Here is a 20,024-nt window from a genome sequence, read left to right as displayed (position 1 = left end):
AACTGATGCCATCCGCATCAAGAAAATTAAAAAAGCCATAGTAATACAAACACAAAGTACATCACTATGGCAAGAATAACGAGAGCCATAATTCTGTATCATCCGCGGCCGATACAGTCGCCGTTTCATTCAAAGTCAAATCATCATATGTATTCGTCGTTGTGTAGTCGATTGAAAGTAGTATTTTCGCATTGGTAATCATTGCCATTTTCATAACTAAGTCCCGAGCTATTATCGCCCCCCAAGCCGCTGTCGCCCCCTGAGCTATTGTAGCCTCCTGAGCCGATGCTGCCTCCCGAGCTATTATCTCATCCTAAGTTGATGTCACCTCCCGAGCTGATGTCTCTTCCTGAGTTGATGCCGCTTCCCAAGCTGATGTCGCCTCCTAAGCTGATGTCGCCTCCTAAGCTGATGCCGCTTCCCGAGCTGATGTCTCTTCCTGAGTTGATGTCGCCTCTCGAGCTGATGCCGCTTCCCAAGCTGATGTCGCCTCCCGAGCCGCTGCCGCTTCCCGAGCTATTATCTCATCCTAAGTTGATGTCGCCTCCCGAGCTATTATTTCATCCTAAGCTGATGCCGCCTCCTAAGCCGATGTCGCATCCTGAGCCGCTGCCGCTTCCCGAGCTATTGTAGCCTCCCGAACTATTATCTCATCCTGAGTTGATGTCGCTTCCCGAGCTACTGCCGCTTCCCGAGCTAATGTCGCCTCTCGAGTTGATGTTGTATCCCGAGCTATCATCTCATCCTAAGTTGATGTCGCCTCCCAAGCTGATGTCGCATCCCGAGCTATTGTAGCCTCCCGAGCTCTTATCGCCTCCTAAGCTGATGTTGCCTCCTAAGCTGATGTTGCCTCCTAAGCTGATGCCGCTTCCCGAGCTGATGCCGCTTCCCAAGCTGATGTCTCTTCCTGAGCCGATGTTTCATCCTAAGTTGATGTCGCCCCCCGAGCTATTATCTCATCCTAAGCTGATGCTGCCTCCCGAGCTGCTGCCGCCCCCTGAGCCGATGTCGCCTCCCGAGCTCTTATCGCCTCCTAAGCTGATGCCGCTTCCCAAACTGATGTCGCATCCTGAGTTGATGCCGCTTCCCGAGTTGATGTCGCATCCTGAGCCGATGTCGCTTCCCGAGCCGATGTTGCCTCCCGAGCCGCTGTCGCCTCTCGAGTTGATGTTGTATCCCGAGCTATCATCTCATCCTAAGTTGATGTCGCCTCCCAAGCTGATGTCGCATCCTCAGTTGCTGTGTCGCCGATTGAAAATACTATTTTCGTATTGGTAATCATTGCCATTTCTGTAATCAAGCCCCGAGCTAATATCGTATCCTAAGCTGATGTCGCCCCCTGAGTTGATGTCGCATCCTGAGCCGATGCCGCTTCCCGAGCTGATGCCGCCTCCCGAGCTATTGCCGCCTCCCGAGCTCTTATCGCCTCCTAAGCTGATGCCGCCTCCTGAGCCGATGCCGCTTCCCGAGCTATTATCGCTTCCCGAGCTATTATCGCATCCCGAGCTGATGCCACCTCCCGAGCCGATGTCGCCTCCCGAGCTGATGCCGCCTCCTAAGCTGATGCTGCCTCCCGAGCCGATGTCACCTCCCGAGCCGATGCCGTATCCTGAGCCGATGTCGCTTCCCGAGCTATTGCCGCATCCCGAGCTGATGTCGCATCCTAAGCCGCTGTAGCCTCCCGAGCTATTATCGCCTCCCGAGCCGCTGTCGCCCCCTGAGCTGATGTCTCTTCCTGAGTTGCTGTCACCTCCCGAGCCGATGTCGCCTCCTAAGCTGATGCCGCTTCCCGAGCTATTATCGCTTCCTGAGCTATTGTAGCCTCCCGAGCTATTGTCGCATCCCGAGCTATTGTCGCATCCCGAGCTGATGTCGCTTCCCGAGCTATTGTCGCATCCCGAGCTATTGTCGCCTCCCGAGCTATTATCTCATCCTAAGCTGATGCCGCCTCCTAAGCTGATGTCGCCTCCTAAGCCGATGCCGCTTCCCGAGCCGATGTCGCCTCTTAAGCTGATGTCGCCTCCCGAGCTATTATCTCATCCTAAGTTGATGTCGCTTCCCAAGCTCTTATCGCCTCCCGAGCTGATGTCGCCTCCCGAGCTACTGTCACTTCTTGAGTTGATGTCGCCCCCTGAGTTGATGCCGCCTCCTAAGCTGATGCCGCTTCCTGAGTTGATGCCGCTTCCTGAGTTGATGCCGCTTCCCGAGCTATTGTCACATCCTGAGCCGATGCCGCTTCCTGAGTTGATGCCGCTTCCCAAGCTGATGTCACCTCCCGAGCTATTATCGCTTCCCGAGCTGATGCCGCTTCCTGAGCTATTATCGCTTCCCGAGCTATTGTCACCTCCCGAGCTGTTGCCGCCTCCCGAGCTATTGTAGCCTCCCGAACTATTATCTCATCCTAAGTTGATGTCACCCCCTGAGCTGATATCGCCTCCCGAGCCGCTGCCACCTCCCAAGCTATTATCTCATCCTAAGCTGATGTCGCCTCCTAAGCCGATGTCGCATCCTGAGCCGATGTCGCATCCTGAGCCGATGCCGCTTCCCGAGCTATTGTAGCCTCCCGAGCTGATGTCGCCCCCTGAGTTGCTGTCACCTCCCGAGCTGATGTCGCCTCCCGAGCTCTTATCGCCTCCTAAGCTGATGTCACCACCCGAGTCGTTGTCGCTTCCCGAGCTATTGTAGCCTCCCGAGCTGATGCCGCTTCCTAAGTTGATGCCGTATCCTGAGCCGATGTCTCTTCCTGAGCTGATGCCGCCTCCTAAGCCGATGTCGCATCCCGAGCCGATGTCGCATCCCGAGCCGATGTCGCATCCCGAGCTCTTATCGCCTCCTAAGCTGATGTCGCCTCCCGAGTTGATGTCGCCTCCTGAGCTATTATCGCTTCCTGAGCTGATGTCGCTTCCTGAGCTGATGTCGCTTCCCGAGCTATTATTTCATCCTAAGTTGATGTCGCCCCCCGAGCTGATGTCGCCTCTCGAGTTGATGTCGCCTCCCGAGCTATTATCGCATCCCGAGCTGATGTCACCTCCCGAGCTGTTGCCGCATCCTGAGCTATTGTAGCCTCCCGAGCTGATGCCGCTTCCCGAGCTGATGTCGCCTCCCGAGCTATTATCGCTTCCCGAGCTATTATTTCATCCTACGTTGATGTCGCTTCCCGAGCTGTTGCCGCATCCTGAGTTGATGTCACCTCCCGAGCTATTATCGCATCCCGAGCTATTATCGCTTCCCGAGCCATTATCGCTTCCCGAGCTATTGTCACATCCTGAGCCGATGCCGCTTCCCAAGCTGATGCTGCCTCCCGAGCTGATGCCGCTTCCCGAGCTGATGCCGCTTCCCGAGCTATTGTAGCCTCCCGAACTATTATCTCATCCTAAGTTGATGTCGTCCCCCGAGCTATTGTTGCCCTCTGAGTTGATGCCGCCCCTCGAGCTGATGTCGCTTCCTGAGCTATTGCAGCCTCCCGAGCTATTGTCGCCCCCCGAGCTGATGCTGCCTCCCGAGCCGATGTCGCATCCTGAGTTGATGCCGCTTCCCGAGCTATTGCCGCCTCCCGAGCTATTGCCGCTTCCCGAGCTATTATCGCCTCCCGAGCTATTGTCGCTTCCCGAGCTATTGCCGCCTCCCGAGCTATTGTCGCATCCCGAGCTGTTGCCGCCTCCCGAGCCGATGTCGCATCCTGAGTTGATGCCGCATCCCGAGCTGATGCCGCCTCCCAAGCTGATGCCGCTTCCCAAGCTGATGTCGCCCCCTGAGCTATTGCCGCCTCCTAAGCCGATGCCGCCTCCCGAGCTATTATTTCATCCCGAGCTGATGTCACCTCCCGAGCTGATGCCGCTTCCCGAGCTGTTGCCGCATCCTGAGCTACTGCCGCTTCCCGAGCTGATGTTGCCTCCTAAGCTGATGTCGCATCCCGAGCTGATGCCACCTCCCGAGCCGCTGTCGATTCCCGAGCTGATGTCGCCTCCCGAGCTATTGTCGCCTCCTAAGCTGATGCTGCCTCCCGAGCTGATGCCGCCTCCTAAGCTGATGCCGCATCCCGAGCCGATGCTGCCTCCCAAGCTGATGTCGCCTCCTAAGCCGATGCCGCTTCCCGAGCCGATGCCGCTTCCTGAGCCGATGTCGCCTCTTAAGCTGATGCCGCATCCTCAGTTGCTGTGTCGCCGATTGAAAATACTATTTTCGCATTGGTAATCATTGCCATTTCTGTAATCAAGCCCCGAGCTAATATCGTATCCTAAGCTGATGTCACTTCCCGAGTTGTTATCGCATCCTAAGCCGATGCCGTATCCCGAGCTATTGTAGCCTCCCGAACTATTATCTCATCCTAAGCTGATGCCGCTTCCCGAGCTGATGTCGCCTCTTAAGCTGATGCCGCTTCCCGAGCTATTATCGCTTCCTGAGCTATTGCCGCATCCTAAGCTGATGCCGTATCCTGAGCTGATGCCGTATCCTGAGCTGATGTCGCTTCCCGAGCTGTTATCGCATCCTGAGCCGATGCCGTATCCTGAGCTGATGTCGCTTCCCGAGCTGATGTCGCATCCCGAGCTGTTGCCGCATCCTGAGCTATTATCGCTTCCCGAGCTGATGCCGCTTCCTGAGTTGATGTTGCCTCCCGAGCTGCTGTCGCCTCCCGAGCTCTTATCGCCTCCTAAGCTGATGCCGCCTCCTAAGCCGATGCCGCTTCCCGAGCTATTGTCGCATCCCGAGCTGATGCCGCCTCCCGAGCTATTATCTCATCCTAAGTTGATGTCGCATCCCGAGCTCTTATCGCCTCCTAAGCTGATGCTGCCTCCTGAGCTGATGTCGCATCTTGAGTTGCTGTCGCCTCTCGAGTTGATGTTGTATCCCGAGCTATTATCTCATCCTAAGTTGCTGTCGCCCCCTGAGCCGCTGTCGCCCCCTGAGCCGATGTCGCTTCCGGAGCTATTATCGCCCCCCGAGCTATTGCTGCCTCGGAGGATGGTTTAGTATTTTGGACGGTTGCATCGGGTTAGGATTATCGATACAACCTGCTTTCTTTCTGCTTTCTTGCTTACCCACGCTTAAAGAAATTTACTATTCTGCTCGCGATACTGTTTTTCGGTGCGTATTGATTTGTATTACTACTTGATTTTTTTGTTATTGTTGCTTTTGTGCTGAATGATTCGTCGAAGATTACTGTATAGAAATGGTTGCTATAGTCTTCGTCGCCGTTATGCCCGTCGGTGATGACTTCTTTGACATTATCCAATTCGCTGATTGTTACACCTGAACTATACGGAATTCTTAACGCTATATTATAGCTAAATTTTCCATCTTCGTAGGCATCTACAGCTGGTGCTGCACCTGCGATTCCACCTGCATTAGTTCCTGGAGCAGTAGTAGGTACGAAAATGTTAGCGGCTGTCAGTTCATCTCCTTCCGCATCAAATTCTGATGATACTAAATAAACTTGGATGTCAGGACTAGCGATTAACGTAGTGATCGATGTTAAAATTCCACCAAGAACTGTGGCTTCATCGTCACCGGTTACTGGGGTTGCAAGTGTTGTAGATCTACCTTTCTCAATTTTCTCTACCGCTGTCTTTAGAGTAGACGTATCTGAAGTAGGCCACTCTGCTTTTGTGATCTCTGTTTCAAATGGTTCGTCGAAAATTATTGTATACGTATCTGCTGCGCTTTCGCCATCGTTTACAACTTCTATAACTTTACTCTCGATATCATACTCAGATGCTATCGTCGCAATAATTGCTGGAGCGAAAGTACCATCATAAGGAATTTGTAATGCTACGTTGAATGCGAATACGCCATCCTCTTCATATGCATTCGCCAATCCAGTCGCGTCGGTTGCCGTTCCATTTGTGCCCGTGAAAACATTCTCAGTTGCCATTGCATTGTCTTCGTCCGCATCTGCTGAAATAATGGAAACATTTATCTCTGAATTGCCTATCAATTTTGTTACTTGAGTATAGATCGCTGCGGCCGCTAGTTTTGCATTCGCTTTTATTCTTTCATCCGTTTTGTCGGTCGTTTTGTCGGTGAGAATAGTTCCGTCGAGTACAAAGCTGTCTCTAGCGGAATCCAATCTGCTCGCCGCTGTTAACACATCTGCCTTCTCTATCATCGTCCACTTATACGCTTCTGTCGCAATGATGAATTCAAGGTCTTCCACTGTTGCCTTAATGTCAGTTTTTCCTGCAGACTTCACTGACAACGTAATTGTTGCTGTACCCTCGCCTACTGTTCCTTCAGGCTCTTCGGACGTTCCAGCTACTGGAGCTTCAATTTCAGGATCTGCTACTTCCACGGCGATTGTTTCATTGATATATGCATTTTCAATAACTGCATTGATTAATCCTGTCAGATAAGTTTTTGCATCAGCCACGGCTGCACTAGCATATGGAACGATCGGAAGCGCATCGCCGTTGGCCATAAGTGCCTCTACTGCTGCTTTCGCTTGCTCTAATGCTGTTCCCGCATATTTTGCTTTTGCAACTACTTGAGGTGTTCCAACTACTGTACCATTGGCGTGTGCCTTTCCAGAGAAAGTTTTGAACGCCTCGTTTAGAGTATATAATGTACTAGTTGTATCACCAGTAACTGTTGCTCCATCGGTTGAGCCCGCGGTTAATTTTTTCGCATCGTCTGGAGTTCCCTCAAGATCGTCGATCGCATCTTGAGCTTTTTCGATCGCGGTCACCATAACTTCGATGTCATCAGTATCTGCGTAAAGCGTTCCTATTGCCAATTCGTATATGTCACCATCTTCAGTGAGGACAGCAGGGTCATCAACTTCGACGATCGATTCTACATATTCAGTCATCGTTGCTATACTATTTGCTAACACAGATTTGGCTGTAGTCAGTGATGTCAATGTACCGTTCGCTCCGCCGATTGCTTCATCGCCCTCAGCAAGTGCCTCACCATTTGGTAAAAGATTTCCAGTTACATTTGTAAACTGAGTGATAGCGCTTTCGAGGTTAGCTGCTGCTACGGTGAACGTCGCATTTGCTCCCGGCTCGGTATATTTCGTCGCATATGCGGTAGTCGCTTCTTTGAGTACTGCCTCGATAAATACTAGCGGTGCCTCAGATTCTTCATCGCCGTCTGCTGTGTACTTGAAGCCGTCTACATCTTCTGTCGTTACCCACTTAAAGCTATCTGCCACGTCCGTGCCTTGCGCTTCGCTAGTTTTAGTTTCTGTTAACAGATTTGCCTCGTCGATTAATATTTTTAACTCCACTTTTGCTTTCGCCGCATCTGCCGCTTCGAGCTCCGCATCGAGCTTACCGTCTTTCAATGCTTTTTCGGCTGTTTGCACTGTAGTTGTGAATGTTTTTACAATATTTTGTAATGCCGCGATGGTCGTTTTGCCTGTGCCTGTCGCTTCGCCAACTGTTTCGGTTGTGGTGTTGAAGATCGACGCTTGCGCTAACGTAATTTGATTTTTCAAAGCTGTAATCGTTGTAGCAGGCAGCCATTTGGAGTCGGTTGGAACGTCTAGGCCATTTGCGGATGTGAAAACTGGACTGCGTCTGTCCGCTCCGTAAAGGATCGCTTCTGCAGCTTTGATGAGCTCGTTGACGATATCCACTTGCTCGATAAGCGCATTGTTTTGGCCCGCAGAGTTTTTCGCGCTGGTGATCACTTTGTTGAGTGTAGTCACGGCGGTGTTCAAAAGTTTGTACTCGTTGTTCAGATTTAAAGTGGTTGACGTTGCTGTGTTAACTGCTGTTGCGGCACGATCGATCGCAGTTTTGAAGGCAGTGTAGTTGAGTTGTGGAATCCACGCGTAGAACGAGGACACGTCGCCACCATCTCCTGAGAGACTCAATTTCACCTGCGCATATAAATCGAGTGGGCCTGGAACCAACTCATCTTGTGACGATACGCCATCTTTAGCTAAGCCGATTACGCTATATGCCTGAGCTACAGCTTCGGACAATTGCTTGAGCGCTGCGCTATATGCGAGAGTTTCTGAATTAGGAGATCCAGCGGTTTTCGTCGCGGCTTCGAACGCCGTAGTTGCTGCGTCGAGAGTTTTTAATGCGGTAGTCAAAGGTGTCGCGTTTGCGTTTGATGCGGTCATAAATTTATCGAGAACGGATTGAGCCGCGGTCACAGCGTTGGCATATTTTGTAACGTCGAGTGAAGTAACCCATTTTGCGTTTGCCGGTACGTCGACGCCATTGACTTTGGCAGTAACGTGGATCTCGCCAGCTCCAGTAGTTCCGTATTCCATTCCAGTTTGGCCATCTTCGCTGGTGTACGTATTGCTAGGTGCAGCAACTCCTGGAAGATATTTCAAGTTGTTGATTGCTTTATTGGCCGTATTGATAGCCTCTCGTAGAGACGCCGTTTCGATAGCATCAGTTCCGAGTAATAACGCTGGAACAATATCAGCTTTAATATCGCCGTTGATGTTTCGGCCGTAGAATAACTCGAACGCGGATTGCATTTCGGTGAGAGCCGCGATTGCCACATCGAGAGTTGCTCTCGCATCAGGGGTGTCAGGGCTAGCAAATTTGTCAACGAAAGTGTTAGCTTTAGTAGCGGCACTGGCGATAGTCGACTTAGCGGTGGCGGTGGTCCATAACGCGCTCGCTGGAACATCGGATCCGAATGCGGAGCTGACCAAAATATCTTCCACTGCAGGCACCTGGATTATAAGATCAGTATCTATCTTATAAGCAAAGTTACCGTTCTCGACGTAAGAAATATATTTTCTGAGTGTCGCAACAATTTTGTCATAAGATTCTTTGGTACCGAATTGAGCTGTCGTCTTGAATGTCTCGGTAGCAGTTGTAATTTTGGTAATGGCAGCCTCGAGTTTTGCAAGAGTAGCTTGAGGAGATGTGAGCTCCTCGAGCGCATCATCGATAGCGGTGGTCATAACTTTTCTTACTGCAGAAGAAGTCCACTTAGTTCCGCCAGTTGGTATAAGGCTAGTTCCTGTTGTCGTGCCGCTTACATTTGTACCGTTCGCATCGCTCACTACGATTTCATCGCCGGTGCCTGAATCCGATGTTAATTTACCAGCTTCATCATAGATTTTAGATCCAACAAGAGGTGCGGCAACGTTGATAGCTTCGAGTAAATCAGCTTTCGCTTGCTCGAGAGCTTTGATATTGGCTGCGGTAGCCGTACCAGGTTTAGGAACGAAAGCGTTAGATGCGGAAGTCAGAGTTTTAAGCGCGGTGCTCACATCGGAGGTGTTCGCCGTTTTATCGAGTTCGATAGCCGCTGCCTCGATAGCAGAATCAAGTTTTTCTTTAGCAGCCGGGGTAACCCAATATTCGTGGCTAAGAACATCAGCGCCAGCGACTCCACTTGTGGTCACATCTGTACCGTTAGCATCTTTGAGTTTCGCAGTTGCAGTAACGTGAGCATTGTAGAGATCAACTTTGGCTGAAGATTGTAGATCGATAATAGCGGTGTTCTGCGATTTTGCATTCACGAGCTCAGCCAATGTAGCCACTTGATCAGAAGTAGATCCAGTATCTGGTATCGCATCGATAGCCGCGAGCAATTTATCTGCATAATCTTGGGTGAGATATTGATTAGTAACGTCAGGAGCTCCGGTCATAAATGATGTGATCTCATCGTCTGATATTCCTGCAATACCGTCTTTAGCTGCAATAATATCTAGTGCGGCTTTTTTGAGAACGTCTACCCCACCTTTTTCAGCGCTGACATACGCATCGGCGTCGGTTCCGCCCAATATCCCATCTGTACCGTAGAGAATTACATTCGCTTGATCCAGCCAATGCTTTTTGCCAGCATCATCGAAACCTTCAGTGGCCCCAATTTGGGTTGGTGTGAATGCTGTGATCGCTGACTCTAAGTTACTATTAGTATATTCTGTATCGAAGTACTTTTCATCACCGATATAACCTTCGACAGAATCGTTTATTAAGTCAGCTGCCTTATTCACTATTGTTTGTGCCGCGATCATGGCCGCTTTTAAGGTTTTGAACATATCCGGTGTTACCCAATAATCTTCTGCCTCTAATACAGCACTAGTTTTTTTGCCATCTTCGCCATATACATATATACCGTCTGTAGAAAGTTTTACTGCATCGCCTAGCGCGATCTGGGTGGTGTCGATTTTTTTATTAGCACTGTCAACTGTCCCCGCTGCAAATGCATTCGCCGCGGTAAGACCAGAAGCTGTTCCATCTGCGTTTGTGAACTTAAATGTATCTGTGTTTAATGCAGTATCAGTTATTAACTCGCTTTGAATTCCTGTATAAGCTTCTGTATAAGCCGTAGCTTGATGGTCTTTGGTGCCATCGTCATACGCCTTCGCCGCGGCCTTGAGATCTGCTATAGCGTTGGTGAAGTACTTGTTATCTTTATTGAATTCCGCCAAGTGCTCCTCTTTACTTTTATCGCCTATGAATGTCAAAATTTCTTTGTACTCTGCGATTAAGGCATCGGCTAAATTTTTATGAACGAATGTAGTTGGTGCCGGTGTATCCTCAGTTGTACCATCCGCTAGTTTACCATATAATTTACCAGTAGCAGAGTTGATAACGACATTACCATCACCAGATACGTATACACCCACTGGGAAGTAGTCTTCTTTATCTGTGATCTTATATAATTTCGCTGCGATTCCAGTTGTAGGATCTGGAGCTGTTACCTCGTTAGCATCAAGATATCCTAAAGCACGTAATGCAGGATCGTCAGTAGCTGCAGTATACGGATCTCCAATTTCTTCCATAAAATCATCATACGCATCTGCCGCAGCTGTAATATCGGTTTTATCTGACTTCGCCGCATCGAATACCGACGTCGCTTTAGCTAATGTCGCCGTCGCTTGGGTGAAGTAGTCGTCTTTATCAGATTTGAAGGCATCCGTCATTTTTGCAAGTACACCAGAGCCCCATGTTACTTCGGTATATGTTCCGCTCAATGCTTGCTCAGTTTCAGGATTACCATCACCTTTCTTTGCTGTAGGGAAAGTCTCTAAAATAACTTGTTCAGCGGCCACGATAGCGTCGTTGTAATCTTCGAGCTGTTCGGTTGTTACCCACAACTCAGCGGTACTGCCATCAGCTGCAAATGATGTAGTAGTCGTATCCCATCCAGTACCCACTGTATAAGTCTTATAAGTATATCCACCGTCATCGGATACAACTAATTTTTTATCAGCAGAATCGATGTAAACAGTTCCATTATTAGTATTATCTACTTTTATTGTGTTTCGAAGTCCAGTAGTTGGGTCAATGATAGCATCATTTAATGCAGTTCTATTAGTTGTATAAGACATCACCGGCTTACTGCCCGCATTAAACTCAATTAATGCATTAGCGAGATTAGCTATATCATTTTGAAGCTGGTCGCCAGTAGCGTAGTCGATATAGTCTGAGAGTTCATCTTTCAACGCCTGCTTTGTACCGGCAGCATGAATTTCGGCGAATTGATCTTTGTATGCTACAAAATCCATCAGCTTCTTAGCGGCTGCGATTAAGTCATCCAGCTGAGCTGGCGTTACATATTTCTTTGCTGTAGCGATGAGTTTTTTCTGCTCATCAGCAACATTGGAGTCGCCGCCCCACTCATATCCTGTATCAGATCCTGATTTAAACGCTTCCTGGCTAATAGCGAAAATTCCGTCATCAGATAAAGCTGGTACGCTCTCACTTTCGGCAGCCATCTTTCTTGCTGCCGTGATTTTAAGTTTGCCAGTTTCTGTATTTACTGCAATGGTTGGTAAAGTGATGAGACCATCAAGAGTGGCTAACGCAGTTTCAGCATCTTTGAGTACACCGGTTGCATTTGAATCTGTAAATTCAGCTAAACGACCTGGCTTAGCCGCATCATCGTATGCTTTAAGGGCAGTTTTAATGTCATCGAGTTTGCTGGTGAGAGTGGATAGAGTAGCTGAAGTAGTGTCATCAACTTGATCACCAGCTTCAGTGTCAGGTACCACTTCGAACAACTCCCAAGCCGCTTTAATTGCATTCGCGAGATTGGTTTGTAAAGAAATTTTACCGTTAGGGATCCAATACTGAGTATCTGCTATATCAACTCCCTTGTAAGCTGAGATATTGTAATACTCCGTTTCGGGTCTAGGTGTTATCGTACCTGTTAAATCATCATTAATGGAAGCAGGATTGAACTCGGCGGCTTTACTAGCAGCAACAGCCGGAGTATCATTATCAACTACTTCTTTATTAAGACCAGCCACGGTAAAAGCATCAGCTTTTTTGAATACTTTAGATCCAGCATTATCTACCACCTCCGCCACATCGAAGTATAATAGATACTTTTTCAAATCCAATATCGCGGCCTGTTTTTGTTGATCCTCATCACCCACTTTAGCCAATTTAGTCTTATTTTCGACAGCTGTCGCGATCTCCGCGATGTTTCCGATAACTGCAGCCAGCTTATTAGTTGTCGCCCCCGCCGCGATTTCTTCTGAGTATGTAGGACCGTTTAATAGTTCTCCATCTTCATCGTTTCCATCATATCCCAAATATTCGTTGTATTTCGCTTGCAAATCCGCCAAAATATTTTCGGCATCAGATTCCAAGATGTATTTCATAGGCATATCCGCTGGTGAAAGACCAGTAATACCATGAGTCCAATTTTCTGTTGACTCACTATCAAGTACAGCTGGCGCTATAAAATAGGTAGCGTCATCGCTAAAGCCTTCTCTCAAAACTGTAGGCGCGGTAGTAGTTTCTACAATCTTAGTAGCTGTGGCTTTTGTAGAATTTGTAAAAGAGGCACCATCAGTTGTTTGATAAACATAAAATTTAGGAGTATCAGATGCCCTTGAAATCGAATCTGGTACAGTATCATCTTTTAATGTCACAGCATCCTCAATATCTAATCCTAACATAGCTAACGCGATTTGAACTTCGAGATTCGCTGTTTTGACAACATGCGTGCCTAGTTTAGCAGATGCGATATATTTCGCATAAGCATTCGTCAGATTTTGTTGTGCAGTAATAAGCTCCTCGGTGGTGGTGTAATCTTGATCAGCTGATCTTAGTGTATCCTTATCGTAATCTTCCTCAGTGGATGTTTTAGCTTCTCCAGATTCATTGGTTTCCTTCTCCAAATCAGGTGAGCCACTAAATTTAGTCGGCGCAACTAATGTTCCGAGATTCGTAATTCCATGTTCTATATTATCTTCAAATACTTCTTTAATCGTTGTATCAGTATCAGTATCAGTAGCAGCCTCAGCATCGGCGGAGGCATTTTGTACAGCTTTATCAGCTTTAGCAGCCGCTTTCTCAGCTGCATAAGCATCGGCGTAGGCATTTTGTACAGCTTCATCAGCCGCTACGAGCGCCTCAACAACTTCATTACGTATAGTCGCCGTTACCCAATATTTATCGCTAGCGATATCCTTCCCATCGGAGCTTATTGCAATTGGAACTAATGAAGTTGAACCGGTTTTTAATTCAGTTGGATTAGTTGGAGTAGCTGGATCAGCAGTTCCAGTAGTAATAGTTCGAGCAGCAGAAAAATCGATATGAGCATCAATTATATGAATAGATTTCTTTAAATCATCTATGCGTAATTGGTAGCTAGAGGAGCCAGTAGCATCAGTACCTGTTCCAGATTGAGGGATTAAATTTTTGACAGCATCAATAGCCGCTTGCAAAGAGGAGTTCAGGGTCGCAACGTGGGACTGGAACCCTTTACCAGTAAAAGTGGTTTTATAAAGTAAATCATTTAGTTCAACGAAAGCGGTGTTATTCTCCGCAACAAATTTATCAGCTGCTTTATACTCTAGACCATCGGTAGAAGAAGTGTTGATACCAGTTAGCCTGATAGCGTCAAGAATAAGCGCATCGATAGCGTAATCATTTTCGAAGTCAGTCTTAGTTACTAAGAACGCATCTGAGTAATCAGTAGGTAGAGTTCCCGGTAACTCAAAAAGGTATCCATGATTTGCTGCAAGACCTGCATGATCAGTATTAGCCGCGTCAAGAGCCACTAAATCGCCTACTTTATTAATTTCTGGGGTAGTTGCAAAAGTACTAATAGGTCCTAAAATGATCGCACCAACAAGAGTCGCTGCCATCTGTCTTCGATATTTTTTCATTAAAGCCATTATAACTCATCTCCTTTATGAATATAAAAATGCGGTACATGCATGAAAAATCAAATCATATACATCGCAAAAACCTGCATAAGAAAATTTTACGCAGCAAGAAATAATAAAACGAAATGTTAAACAAAATGTTAATAGATAATACATTAAGAATATATGAACCAAAAATTACAAATATTCTGTTTTTTTTGTTATCGAATTGATTTCGGCAAATCTGCTAGATCAAGAGATATAAAAATATCTTGAAATTGACGAATATAGCATGGGGACATGAGTTAATTCAACAATATTTTTACAAAAGCAGCAGTGTTTTCGCGATATCCTATCATAAAGACAACTATTATATATGTATAGAACGAAATAAAATACAGATGGATAAAACTATTTATGTAAAATTTGGCAATAAAACAAAGCAGTAGACAAGCAATATCATCGATAGCGACATGTGTTAGAAAGGGGGGCCTGGATTATATCGCCCCCTTATATGATCCGCTCCGTTATGGCCCGTTACCGCTTAATGTTATAGTACTTGTACAGAGCGATCATCGCGTTAACCGCTTGCTCCGGTGTTCCATACGCCGGAATGCCGTTCTCTCGCAGTTTGTAAATCGCGCGCTGGCATTCTTCGCCACCTTGGCATTCCATGATGAACGGTTTGTTCAGATGCTTATATGTCTTATGCAAATCTATTACGATGTCGATGATCTCTTCTACCTTTGTTACCGCTGTTGGGCAGATCGATCCCAGTACCCCATCGACTCTCGGGTCTCTTAGCGCTTGGGTGAACGCTCCTTTGTATTGCGTCGGTGTTGCTGTTCCTGAAATATCGACTGGGTTTAGCGACGACCCAAACATTGGCATATACGCTTTGACTCGTTGCGCCAATTCCGCTGAAATATCTTGAAGCTCGCGCATTGGTAGGCCACATCTTTCAAAATGATCGCAGCTAAGGAGCCCTGATCCGCCCCCGTTTGTTATCATGACGATGCTGCTACTTTTTAGAGGGGGCATCATTCCTAGCCCTAGCGAAACATCCAAAAACTCTTGCCATGTTGCGACTCTTATTACTTTGGCCTCTTTAAATAGCGCGTCGTAGTATTCGTTGCTCGTTTGTAAATTTTCCGATGCGGTATGCGCAAAGGCTGCTTTTTTTCCAATTGCTGATCCACCAGCTTTTATCGCCACAATTGGCTTGGTCGCGTTTTGACACGTCTTTATAAATGCTTCCGGACAATCGATTCCTTCGATATATAGCGAAATGCATTTCGTATGGGCATCGCGATTTGCGTATTCGATAAATTCACAGAAATCTACGTCGGCTTTATTGCCAAGACCTACGAAAAAGCTTATGCCAAACCGATCTTTCTGCGATGCGCCAAGCGACGCGAGCAAGTTGGCCCCAGATTGCGAGATCATAGCAACGGCACCTTTTACTGGTAAATATGGTATAAAGCCACAATTAAAATTGAGGTACGGACTGCCCAGCCCAATTAAATTTGGACCAATTAGTGGAAGCTGATTATCACGGCAATATTGCGTCAGTTTATCTTGTAGATCGCCACGCCCAATTTCTTTGAACGCGCTCGTTGCGATGACCACGATTTTAACTCCTTTGGCCACGCAATCTTCTAATACGGATTTTACGATATGGGCCGGAGTTGCGATAAATACTAAATCGATTTCGTTTGGAATATCTTTTACCGTGGGATACGCCATGAGTCCAAACACTTTTGTCGCTCTTGGATTAACCGGATAGATTTTGCCTCTATATCCCCAGGTGTTTAGGGCCTCGATTACTTTATACCCCACTTTGGTATAGTAGCGACTGGCACCGACGATGGCGATGGACTTTGGGTTAAATGCGTACTGCAAATTGTTGATGACATACTCTCTAGCGCTTACTATTTCCATTTTTTTCCCCTCCTATCGGTATTATAATTAGGCACAGTGCGGTTTTGGAGAAAGTCATCCGTAAAAACACATTCTTCCCAGAAGCCATTTTGATCGTCTAACCTCGCTGTCCAACGTCTAAATTGTCTGCTGGAACTTGCCTCTTGGATTTCTTCAATTTCGGCTATTGTAAGCAGATCATTTTTGAGGGACTCGACGTCGGAAAGTTCTTCGTATGTTGCGATCATTATATCATAAAATGAATCCGTAAATTCCCAAATATCACCATACGTTGGGTTGTTTGCGAAGCTATCTACGAGTTGTGCCTTTTGATAGCAAGGGATATTTTGGAATAATCGTAGTAGAAACATCTTTTTGGTTAGCCCCAGTTTCATATAGTTGACAAATAGCATTGGCACCATAATTCTTCGGGTATCGCAAATTTCACATAAATTTTCTTTCATCATTTTGGCATCGAGCCCCGACAGATTCGCTAATACGTCGTAGTTAAACATATCGCCCACGCTTTTTGTATTGTTTATTGCGTTGATGATTGCAAAATCTATGGCATCGATTTTATTTTGCCCCGCGAAAAGTTTTTCCAGCTGATCCTCGGCCCAGACAAATTTACGGTAGCTATCTTGAGGCGCATCCCACATGTTTACATTGGATTCTCGCACGTCTCGCCTTATCGGGCATAGGTGAACGTATTCTATTTCATCCATATTTTTGAAATGACCAATTACATCCGATAGTAAGTTGTCTAACACTCGCATATGGTTGCCATTAAAATAGTCAAAATCCCCGACCGTTTCATAGCCTGTGCATATATCATCTTTATTTTGAAACCACTCGCTTAATTTAATTTTGACATGATTTGGAGTATCGGGCTTAAATTTTACCACCCAGTAATATAGTCCCCACCCATATGTTGCAACAGCGGGGTTGATCACCAACATGATAATGCGCTCGTTATACATCCTTGTGATCCGGCTCTTAATATCTTCTGGTTCGATACCAGTTTCGGCCGCGATATATTCTATGTTAAAAACCTCTGGGTAACTTTGATAAAAAGATTTCGCTACATTATACGCGCTCAGCTGATCGCTGTCTAACGCCACTATTCCGGGTTCTCTAAATCCGATTCCTCTAGGTGCAAAAAAATAATCTTTGGCCCAAGCTTGGTGTTGATCTGAACCTAATCTGTAATGCTTATCCGACATAAAATTACTCCCTTCTGCGTTTTTAATAAATACAGTGTACTACATTTATCGCTCGTAAGTCAACGTATGAGATTTTGATATAATCATAAAATATCTGTATTATTTCCCAAAAATATACCATACTATATTATGTTATATTATATTAAAAAAGGAGCAATTTGATTATGGGAGTAAATTGGAATTTAGATGTATTATATAAAGGGTTTGATGATCCGAAATTTATAGAGCAATTAAACGCGGCCGATTCAATTATTTCAAAGTTTGGTGAATCGATACAGTCAATGACGAGTACAGAATTGCCGCTAGAGTCACAGCTGAGCGCCTGTATAAAGGGTATAGTGGATGTGTATTCKCAARTCCAGCCGCTCAGTTCGTTTATCTCATTAACACTCAGCGTGGATAGTACTAATAAACTTGCAAACAAATATAACGTACAATTAAATACAAAAATGAGCCGCATGGCAAAGCCGCTGGCACTGCTAAAAGAATTCATAAGCAAAGTTCCTAATCTCGATGCTGTAATTTCAAAGTCGCCATTTCTACAGCAGCATGCGTTTTTCCTAAAGGAAATTAAACGCCAGCAGATGTATGCGTTACCAGCGTCGTCAGAAGATGTACTCGCTAAAATGAGAACTACCGGCTCATCTGCATGGGCAAATTATAAAAACAAGCTTATCTCGACACACCGAGTGAACATTCTAATAGATGGTAAAAAGCAACAGTTACCACTTACCGAGGTATTAACACTAGCATATTCGAATAATCAAGCAGTGCGTAAAACCGCGTATGAGGCAGAAATCGCATCTTACGCCACAATCGAGGAGGGCGTSGCTGCCGCGCTAAACGCAATTAAGGGCGAAGCATTAGCCGAAGCTGAAATACGAAAATATAATTCAGTAATACAAATGACTCTTGAAAATTCAAAAATGAAACCGATCACGTTATACGCGATGATAAAATCGATCGAAGACATTTTACCTATATTTAGGGAATATCTCAAGCGCAAAGCRAAAATATTGGGGCATACATCTGGATTGCCGTGGTATGATCTATTCGCACCAGTTGTAGAAAAGGATATGCCGTTTTCATACGAAGAAGGGGTTAAGTTTGTAACGAAACATTTCCGAACATTTAGCGACAACTTAGCTAATTTTGCCCACAAAGCTGTAGATAACGATTGGATAGATGTGTATCCGAAACCTGGAAAAGTTGGCGGAGCATTTTGCTCAGGACTTGGACCTATACGAGAGTGCCGTATTCTGCTAAACTACGGAAACACCATTAAGGATGTGAGTACCTTTGCCCACGAGCTAGGTCATGGTTTCCACAATCAATGTTTAGACAACGAGGCTTATCTAAATAGAAATTACCCTATGCCACTAGCCGAGACCGCCTCTATCATATGCGAAACAATAGTAAAGAAAGCGGCACTCTCAGAAGCTGGCCCGGAAGAAAAGCTCGCTATACTAGAAGCSGAAATATGCGGGGCGACACAAGTGATAGTAGATATATATAGCAGATATTTATTTGAGGAATCATTATTTGAAGCACGCAAAGACGGGTATGTATCAGTCGACGTCATCAAAGAGCTCATGACAGAAGCGCAAGAGAAGGCGTATGGCGATGGTTTAGACAAAAACTTCCTACACCCATATATGTGGACTTGGAAATCTCACTATTACAGCGCCAACAGAAATTACTATAATTTCCCATATGCATTTGGTTTACTATTTGCAAAGGGTCTCTATGCCAAATATCTAGAAGACAAAGTAAATTTCCCAACGCAATACGAAAAGCTACTATCAGTAACAGGCAAGATGAGCATCGAGGAAGTTGCCAATACGTTAAACATCAATGTTTCGCGCAAAGAATTTTGGCAGGCATCGCTCAGTCTTATAAAAGAGGATATCGAAGAATTTTTAAAATTGACAGATAAGTAAAATTTTTTAAGGACTCCAGCATTTTGGGGTCCTTTATTTATTGTTAGCAAAAGTGAAGGGRTGGCATATATCGCATCAGCTTTCGAAGATTTCGCATCGRCTTTCGAAGATTTCGCATCGGCTGCCGTAGATTTTGCATCGACTGCCGTAGATTTCGCATCGACTGCCGTAGATTTCGCATCGACTGCCGTAGATTTCGCATCAGCTTTCGAAGATTTCACGTTGGCTGCCGTAGATTTCACGTTGGCTGCCGTAGATTTCGCATCGGCTTTCGAAGATTTCGCATCAGCTGTCGAAGATTTCACGTTGGCTGCCGTAGATTTCGCATCGGCTTTCGAAGATTTCGCATCAGCTGTCGAAGATTTCACGTTGGCTGCCATAGATTTCGCATCGGCTTTCGAAGATTTCGCATCAGCTTTCGAAGATTTCGCATCATCTGCCATAGATTTCGCATCGGCTGCCATAGATTTTGCATCGGCTGCCGTAGATTTCGCATCGGCTCTCGAAGATTTTGCATCGGCTGCCATAGATTTCGCATTGGCTGCCATATATTTCGCATCAGCTGCCGTATATTTCGCATTAGCCTTCGAAGATTTCGCATCGGCTCTCGAAGATTTCGCATTGGCTGCCATATATTTCGCATTAGCCTTCGAAGATTTCGCATCGACTCTCGAAGATTTCGCATCGACTGCCGTAGATTTCGCATTGGCTGCCGTAGATTTCGCATCAGCCTTCGAAGATTTTGCATCGACTGCCGTAGATTTCGCATAAGCTCTCGAAGATTTTGCATCAGCTATCGAAGATTTCGCATCGACTTTCGAAGATTTCGCATCGGCTTTCGAAAATGTCGCATCAGCTGCCGTAGATTTTGCATCACCCTTCGAAGATTTCGCATCAGCTTTCGAAGATTTG

16 protein-coding genes are annotated in these 20,024 nt (G+C 46.2%); 12 read left to right on the top strand and 4 right to left on the bottom strand.

Annotated features, from left to right (window positions below; all coding sequences use genetic code 11):
- Window positions 1–64: 64 nt before the first annotated feature.
- Window positions 65–214, bottom strand: a complete 150-nt coding sequence (locus EPU_RS13805) for a hypothetical protein (RefSeq protein WP_010165956.1) — start codon at window positions 212–214, stop codon at window positions 65–67.
- Window positions 215–285: 71 nt separating this feature from the next.
- Here EPU_RS13805 and EPU_RS13400 point away from each other — a divergent pair, with 71 nt between their 5' ends.
- The 10 genes from EPU_RS13400 to EPU_RS13795 all read left to right on the top strand — a co-directional run bounded on the left by EPU_RS13400 (window position 286) and on the right by EPU_RS13795 (window position 4,971).
- Entirely contained in the window at window positions 286–633 is a 348-nt protein-coding gene (locus EPU_RS13400) for a hypothetical protein (protein ID WP_198006381.1), read from the top strand.
- 30 nt (window positions 634–663) lie between these two features.
- Window positions 664–795 carry a hypothetical protein gene (locus EPU_RS14240; RefSeq protein WP_255347246.1) on the top strand — a complete coding sequence of 44 codons (132 nt, stop codon included), beginning with the start codon at window positions 664–666 and terminating at the stop codon, window positions 793–795.
- Between the two features lie 30 nt (window positions 796–825).
- A complete protein-coding gene (locus EPU_RS13395) occupies window positions 826–1,278 on the top strand; it encodes a hypothetical protein (RefSeq protein WP_156778362.1) in 453 nt (150 codons plus the stop codon).
- Window positions 1,279–1,329: 51 nt separating this feature from the next.
- Complete coding sequence (locus EPU_RS01060) at window positions 1,330–1,677, top strand: hypothetical protein (RefSeq protein ID WP_156778361.1); 348 nt, start codon at window positions 1,330–1,332, stop codon at window positions 1,675–1,677.
- A 156-nt stretch (window positions 1,678–1,833) separates the two neighbouring features.
- The gene (locus EPU_RS13390; RefSeq protein ID WP_156778360.1) at window positions 1,834–2,379 is read left to right on the top strand and encodes a hypothetical protein; all 546 of its coding nucleotides are present in this window, start codon (window positions 1,834–1,836) and stop codon (window positions 2,377–2,379) included.
- A gap of 30 nt (window positions 2,380–2,409) precedes the next feature.
- Window positions 2,410–2,559: a hypothetical protein gene (locus EPU_RS13385; RefSeq protein WP_156778359.1), complete on the top strand. Its 150-nt coding sequence runs from the start codon at window positions 2,410–2,412 to the stop codon at window positions 2,557–2,559.
- A gap of 138 nt (window positions 2,560–2,697) precedes the next feature.
- Window positions 2,698–3,063, top strand: coding sequence for a hypothetical protein (locus tag EPU_RS13800; protein ID WP_010165939.1), 366 nt, complete (start codon window positions 2,698–2,700; stop codon window positions 3,061–3,063).
- A 12-nt stretch (window positions 3,064–3,075) separates the two neighbouring features.
- Window positions 3,076–3,351: a hypothetical protein gene (locus EPU_RS13380; RefSeq protein WP_242650832.1), complete on the top strand. Its 276-nt coding sequence runs from the start codon at window positions 3,076–3,078 to the stop codon at window positions 3,349–3,351.
- Between the two features lie 30 nt (window positions 3,352–3,381).
- Window positions 3,382–4,194, top strand: coding sequence for a hypothetical protein (locus EPU_RS13375; RefSeq protein ID WP_156778358.1), 813 nt, complete (start codon window positions 3,382–3,384; stop codon window positions 4,192–4,194).
- Between the two features lie 141 nt (window positions 4,195–4,335).
- Window positions 4,336–4,971: a hypothetical protein gene (locus EPU_RS13795; protein ID WP_198006380.1), complete on the top strand. Its 636-nt coding sequence runs from the start codon at window positions 4,336–4,338 to the stop codon at window positions 4,969–4,971.
- Window positions 4,972–5,035: 64 nt separating this feature from the next.
- Here EPU_RS13795 and EPU_RS01030 read toward each other — a convergent pair whose 3' ends face one another.
- The 3 genes from EPU_RS01030 to EPU_RS01020 all read right to left on the bottom strand — a co-directional run bounded on the left by EPU_RS01030 (window position 5,036) and on the right by EPU_RS01020 (window position 17,172).
- The gene (locus EPU_RS01030) at window positions 5,036–14,059 is read right to left on the bottom strand and encodes a hypothetical protein (protein ID WP_010165932.1); all 9,024 of its coding nucleotides are present in this window, start codon (window positions 14,057–14,059) and stop codon (window positions 5,036–5,038) included.
- A gap of 507 nt (window positions 14,060–14,566) precedes the next feature.
- On the bottom strand, window positions 14,567–15,970 hold the full coding sequence (locus tag EPU_RS01025) for an acetate--CoA ligase family protein (protein WP_010165929.1): 1,404 nt from the start codon (window positions 15,968–15,970) through the stop codon (window positions 14,567–14,569).
- Window positions 15,961–17,172 carry a hypothetical protein gene (locus EPU_RS01020; RefSeq protein WP_010165928.1) on the bottom strand — a complete coding sequence of 404 codons (1,212 nt, stop codon included), beginning with the start codon at window positions 17,170–17,172 and terminating at the stop codon, window positions 15,961–15,963. Before EPU_RS01020 ends, EPU_RS01025 begins: the two co-directional genes overlap by 10 nt.
- Window positions 17,173–17,336: 164 nt before the next feature.
- Here EPU_RS01020 and EPU_RS01015 point away from each other — a divergent pair, with 164 nt between their 5' ends.
- Both EPU_RS01015 and EPU_RS13365 read left to right on the top strand, forming a co-directional pair.
- Window positions 17,337–19,112: a M3 family oligoendopeptidase gene (locus EPU_RS01015; protein WP_010165926.1), complete on the top strand. Its 1,776-nt coding sequence runs from the start codon at window positions 17,337–17,339 to the stop codon at window positions 19,110–19,112.
- 222 nt (window positions 19,113–19,334) lie between these two features.
- Window positions 19,335–19,883 carry a hypothetical protein gene (locus tag EPU_RS13365; protein ID WP_156778357.1) on the top strand — a complete coding sequence of 183 codons (549 nt, stop codon included), beginning with the start codon at window positions 19,335–19,337 and terminating at the stop codon, window positions 19,881–19,883.
- Window positions 19,884–20,024 lie beyond the last annotated feature (141 nt).

The sequence above is a fragment of the Candidatus Epulonipiscium viviparus genome (genome assembly GCF_000171335.1).
Classification (GTDB): Bacteria; Bacillota; Clostridia; order Lachnospirales; family Cellulosilyticaceae; genus Epulonipiscioides; species Epulonipiscioides viviparus.
The sequence above is the reverse complement of the archived record's forward strand: the minus strand, read 5'-3'. Positions and strand labels throughout refer to the sequence as shown.

Excerpts from the sequence above, each read along its gene's own strand:
- EPU_RS01020 (WP_010165928.1), bottom strand. The coding sequence starts at position 17,172 with ATGTCGGATAAGCATTACAGATTAGGTTCAGATCAACACCAAGCTTGG.
- EPU_RS13385 (WP_156778359.1), top strand. The coding sequence starts at position 2,410 with ATGTCACCCCCTGAGCTGATATCGCCTCCCGAGCCGCTGCCACCTCCC.
- EPU_RS13805 (WP_010165956.1), bottom strand. The coding sequence starts at position 214 with ATGAAAATGGCAATGATTACCAATGCGAAAATACTACTTTCAATCGAC.
- EPU_RS13375 (WP_156778358.1), top strand. The coding sequence starts at position 3,382 with ATGTCGTCCCCCGAGCTATTGTTGCCCTCTGAGTTGATGCCGCCCCTC.
- EPU_RS13380 (WP_242650832.1), top strand. The coding sequence starts at position 3,076 with ATGCCGCTTCCCGAGCTGATGTCGCCTCCCGAGCTATTATCGCTTCCC.
- EPU_RS01060 (WP_156778361.1), top strand. The coding sequence starts at position 1,330 with ATGTCGCCCCCTGAGTTGATGTCGCATCCTGAGCCGATGCCGCTTCCC.
- EPU_RS14240 (WP_255347246.1), top strand. The coding sequence starts at position 664 with ATGTCGCTTCCCGAGCTACTGCCGCTTCCCGAGCTAATGTCGCCTCTC.
- EPU_RS13795 (WP_198006380.1), top strand. The coding sequence starts at position 4,336 with ATGCCGCTTCCCGAGCTGATGTCGCCTCTTAAGCTGATGCCGCTTCCC.
- EPU_RS13395 (WP_156778362.1), top strand. The coding sequence starts at position 826 with ATGTTGCCTCCTAAGCTGATGTTGCCTCCTAAGCTGATGCCGCTTCCC.
- EPU_RS13800 (WP_010165939.1), top strand. The coding sequence starts at position 2,698 with ATGCCGCTTCCTAAGTTGATGCCGTATCCTGAGCCGATGTCTCTTCCT.
- EPU_RS01025 (WP_010165929.1), bottom strand. The coding sequence starts at position 15,970 with ATGGAAATAGTAAGCGCTAGAGAGTATGTCATCAACAATTTGCAGTAC.
- EPU_RS01030 (WP_010165932.1), bottom strand. The coding sequence starts at position 14,059 with ATGGCTTTAATGAAAAAATATCGAAGACAGATGGCAGCGACTCTTGTT.
- EPU_RS13400 (WP_198006381.1), top strand. The coding sequence starts at position 286 with ATGCTGCCTCCCGAGCTATTATCTCATCCTAAGTTGATGTCACCTCCC.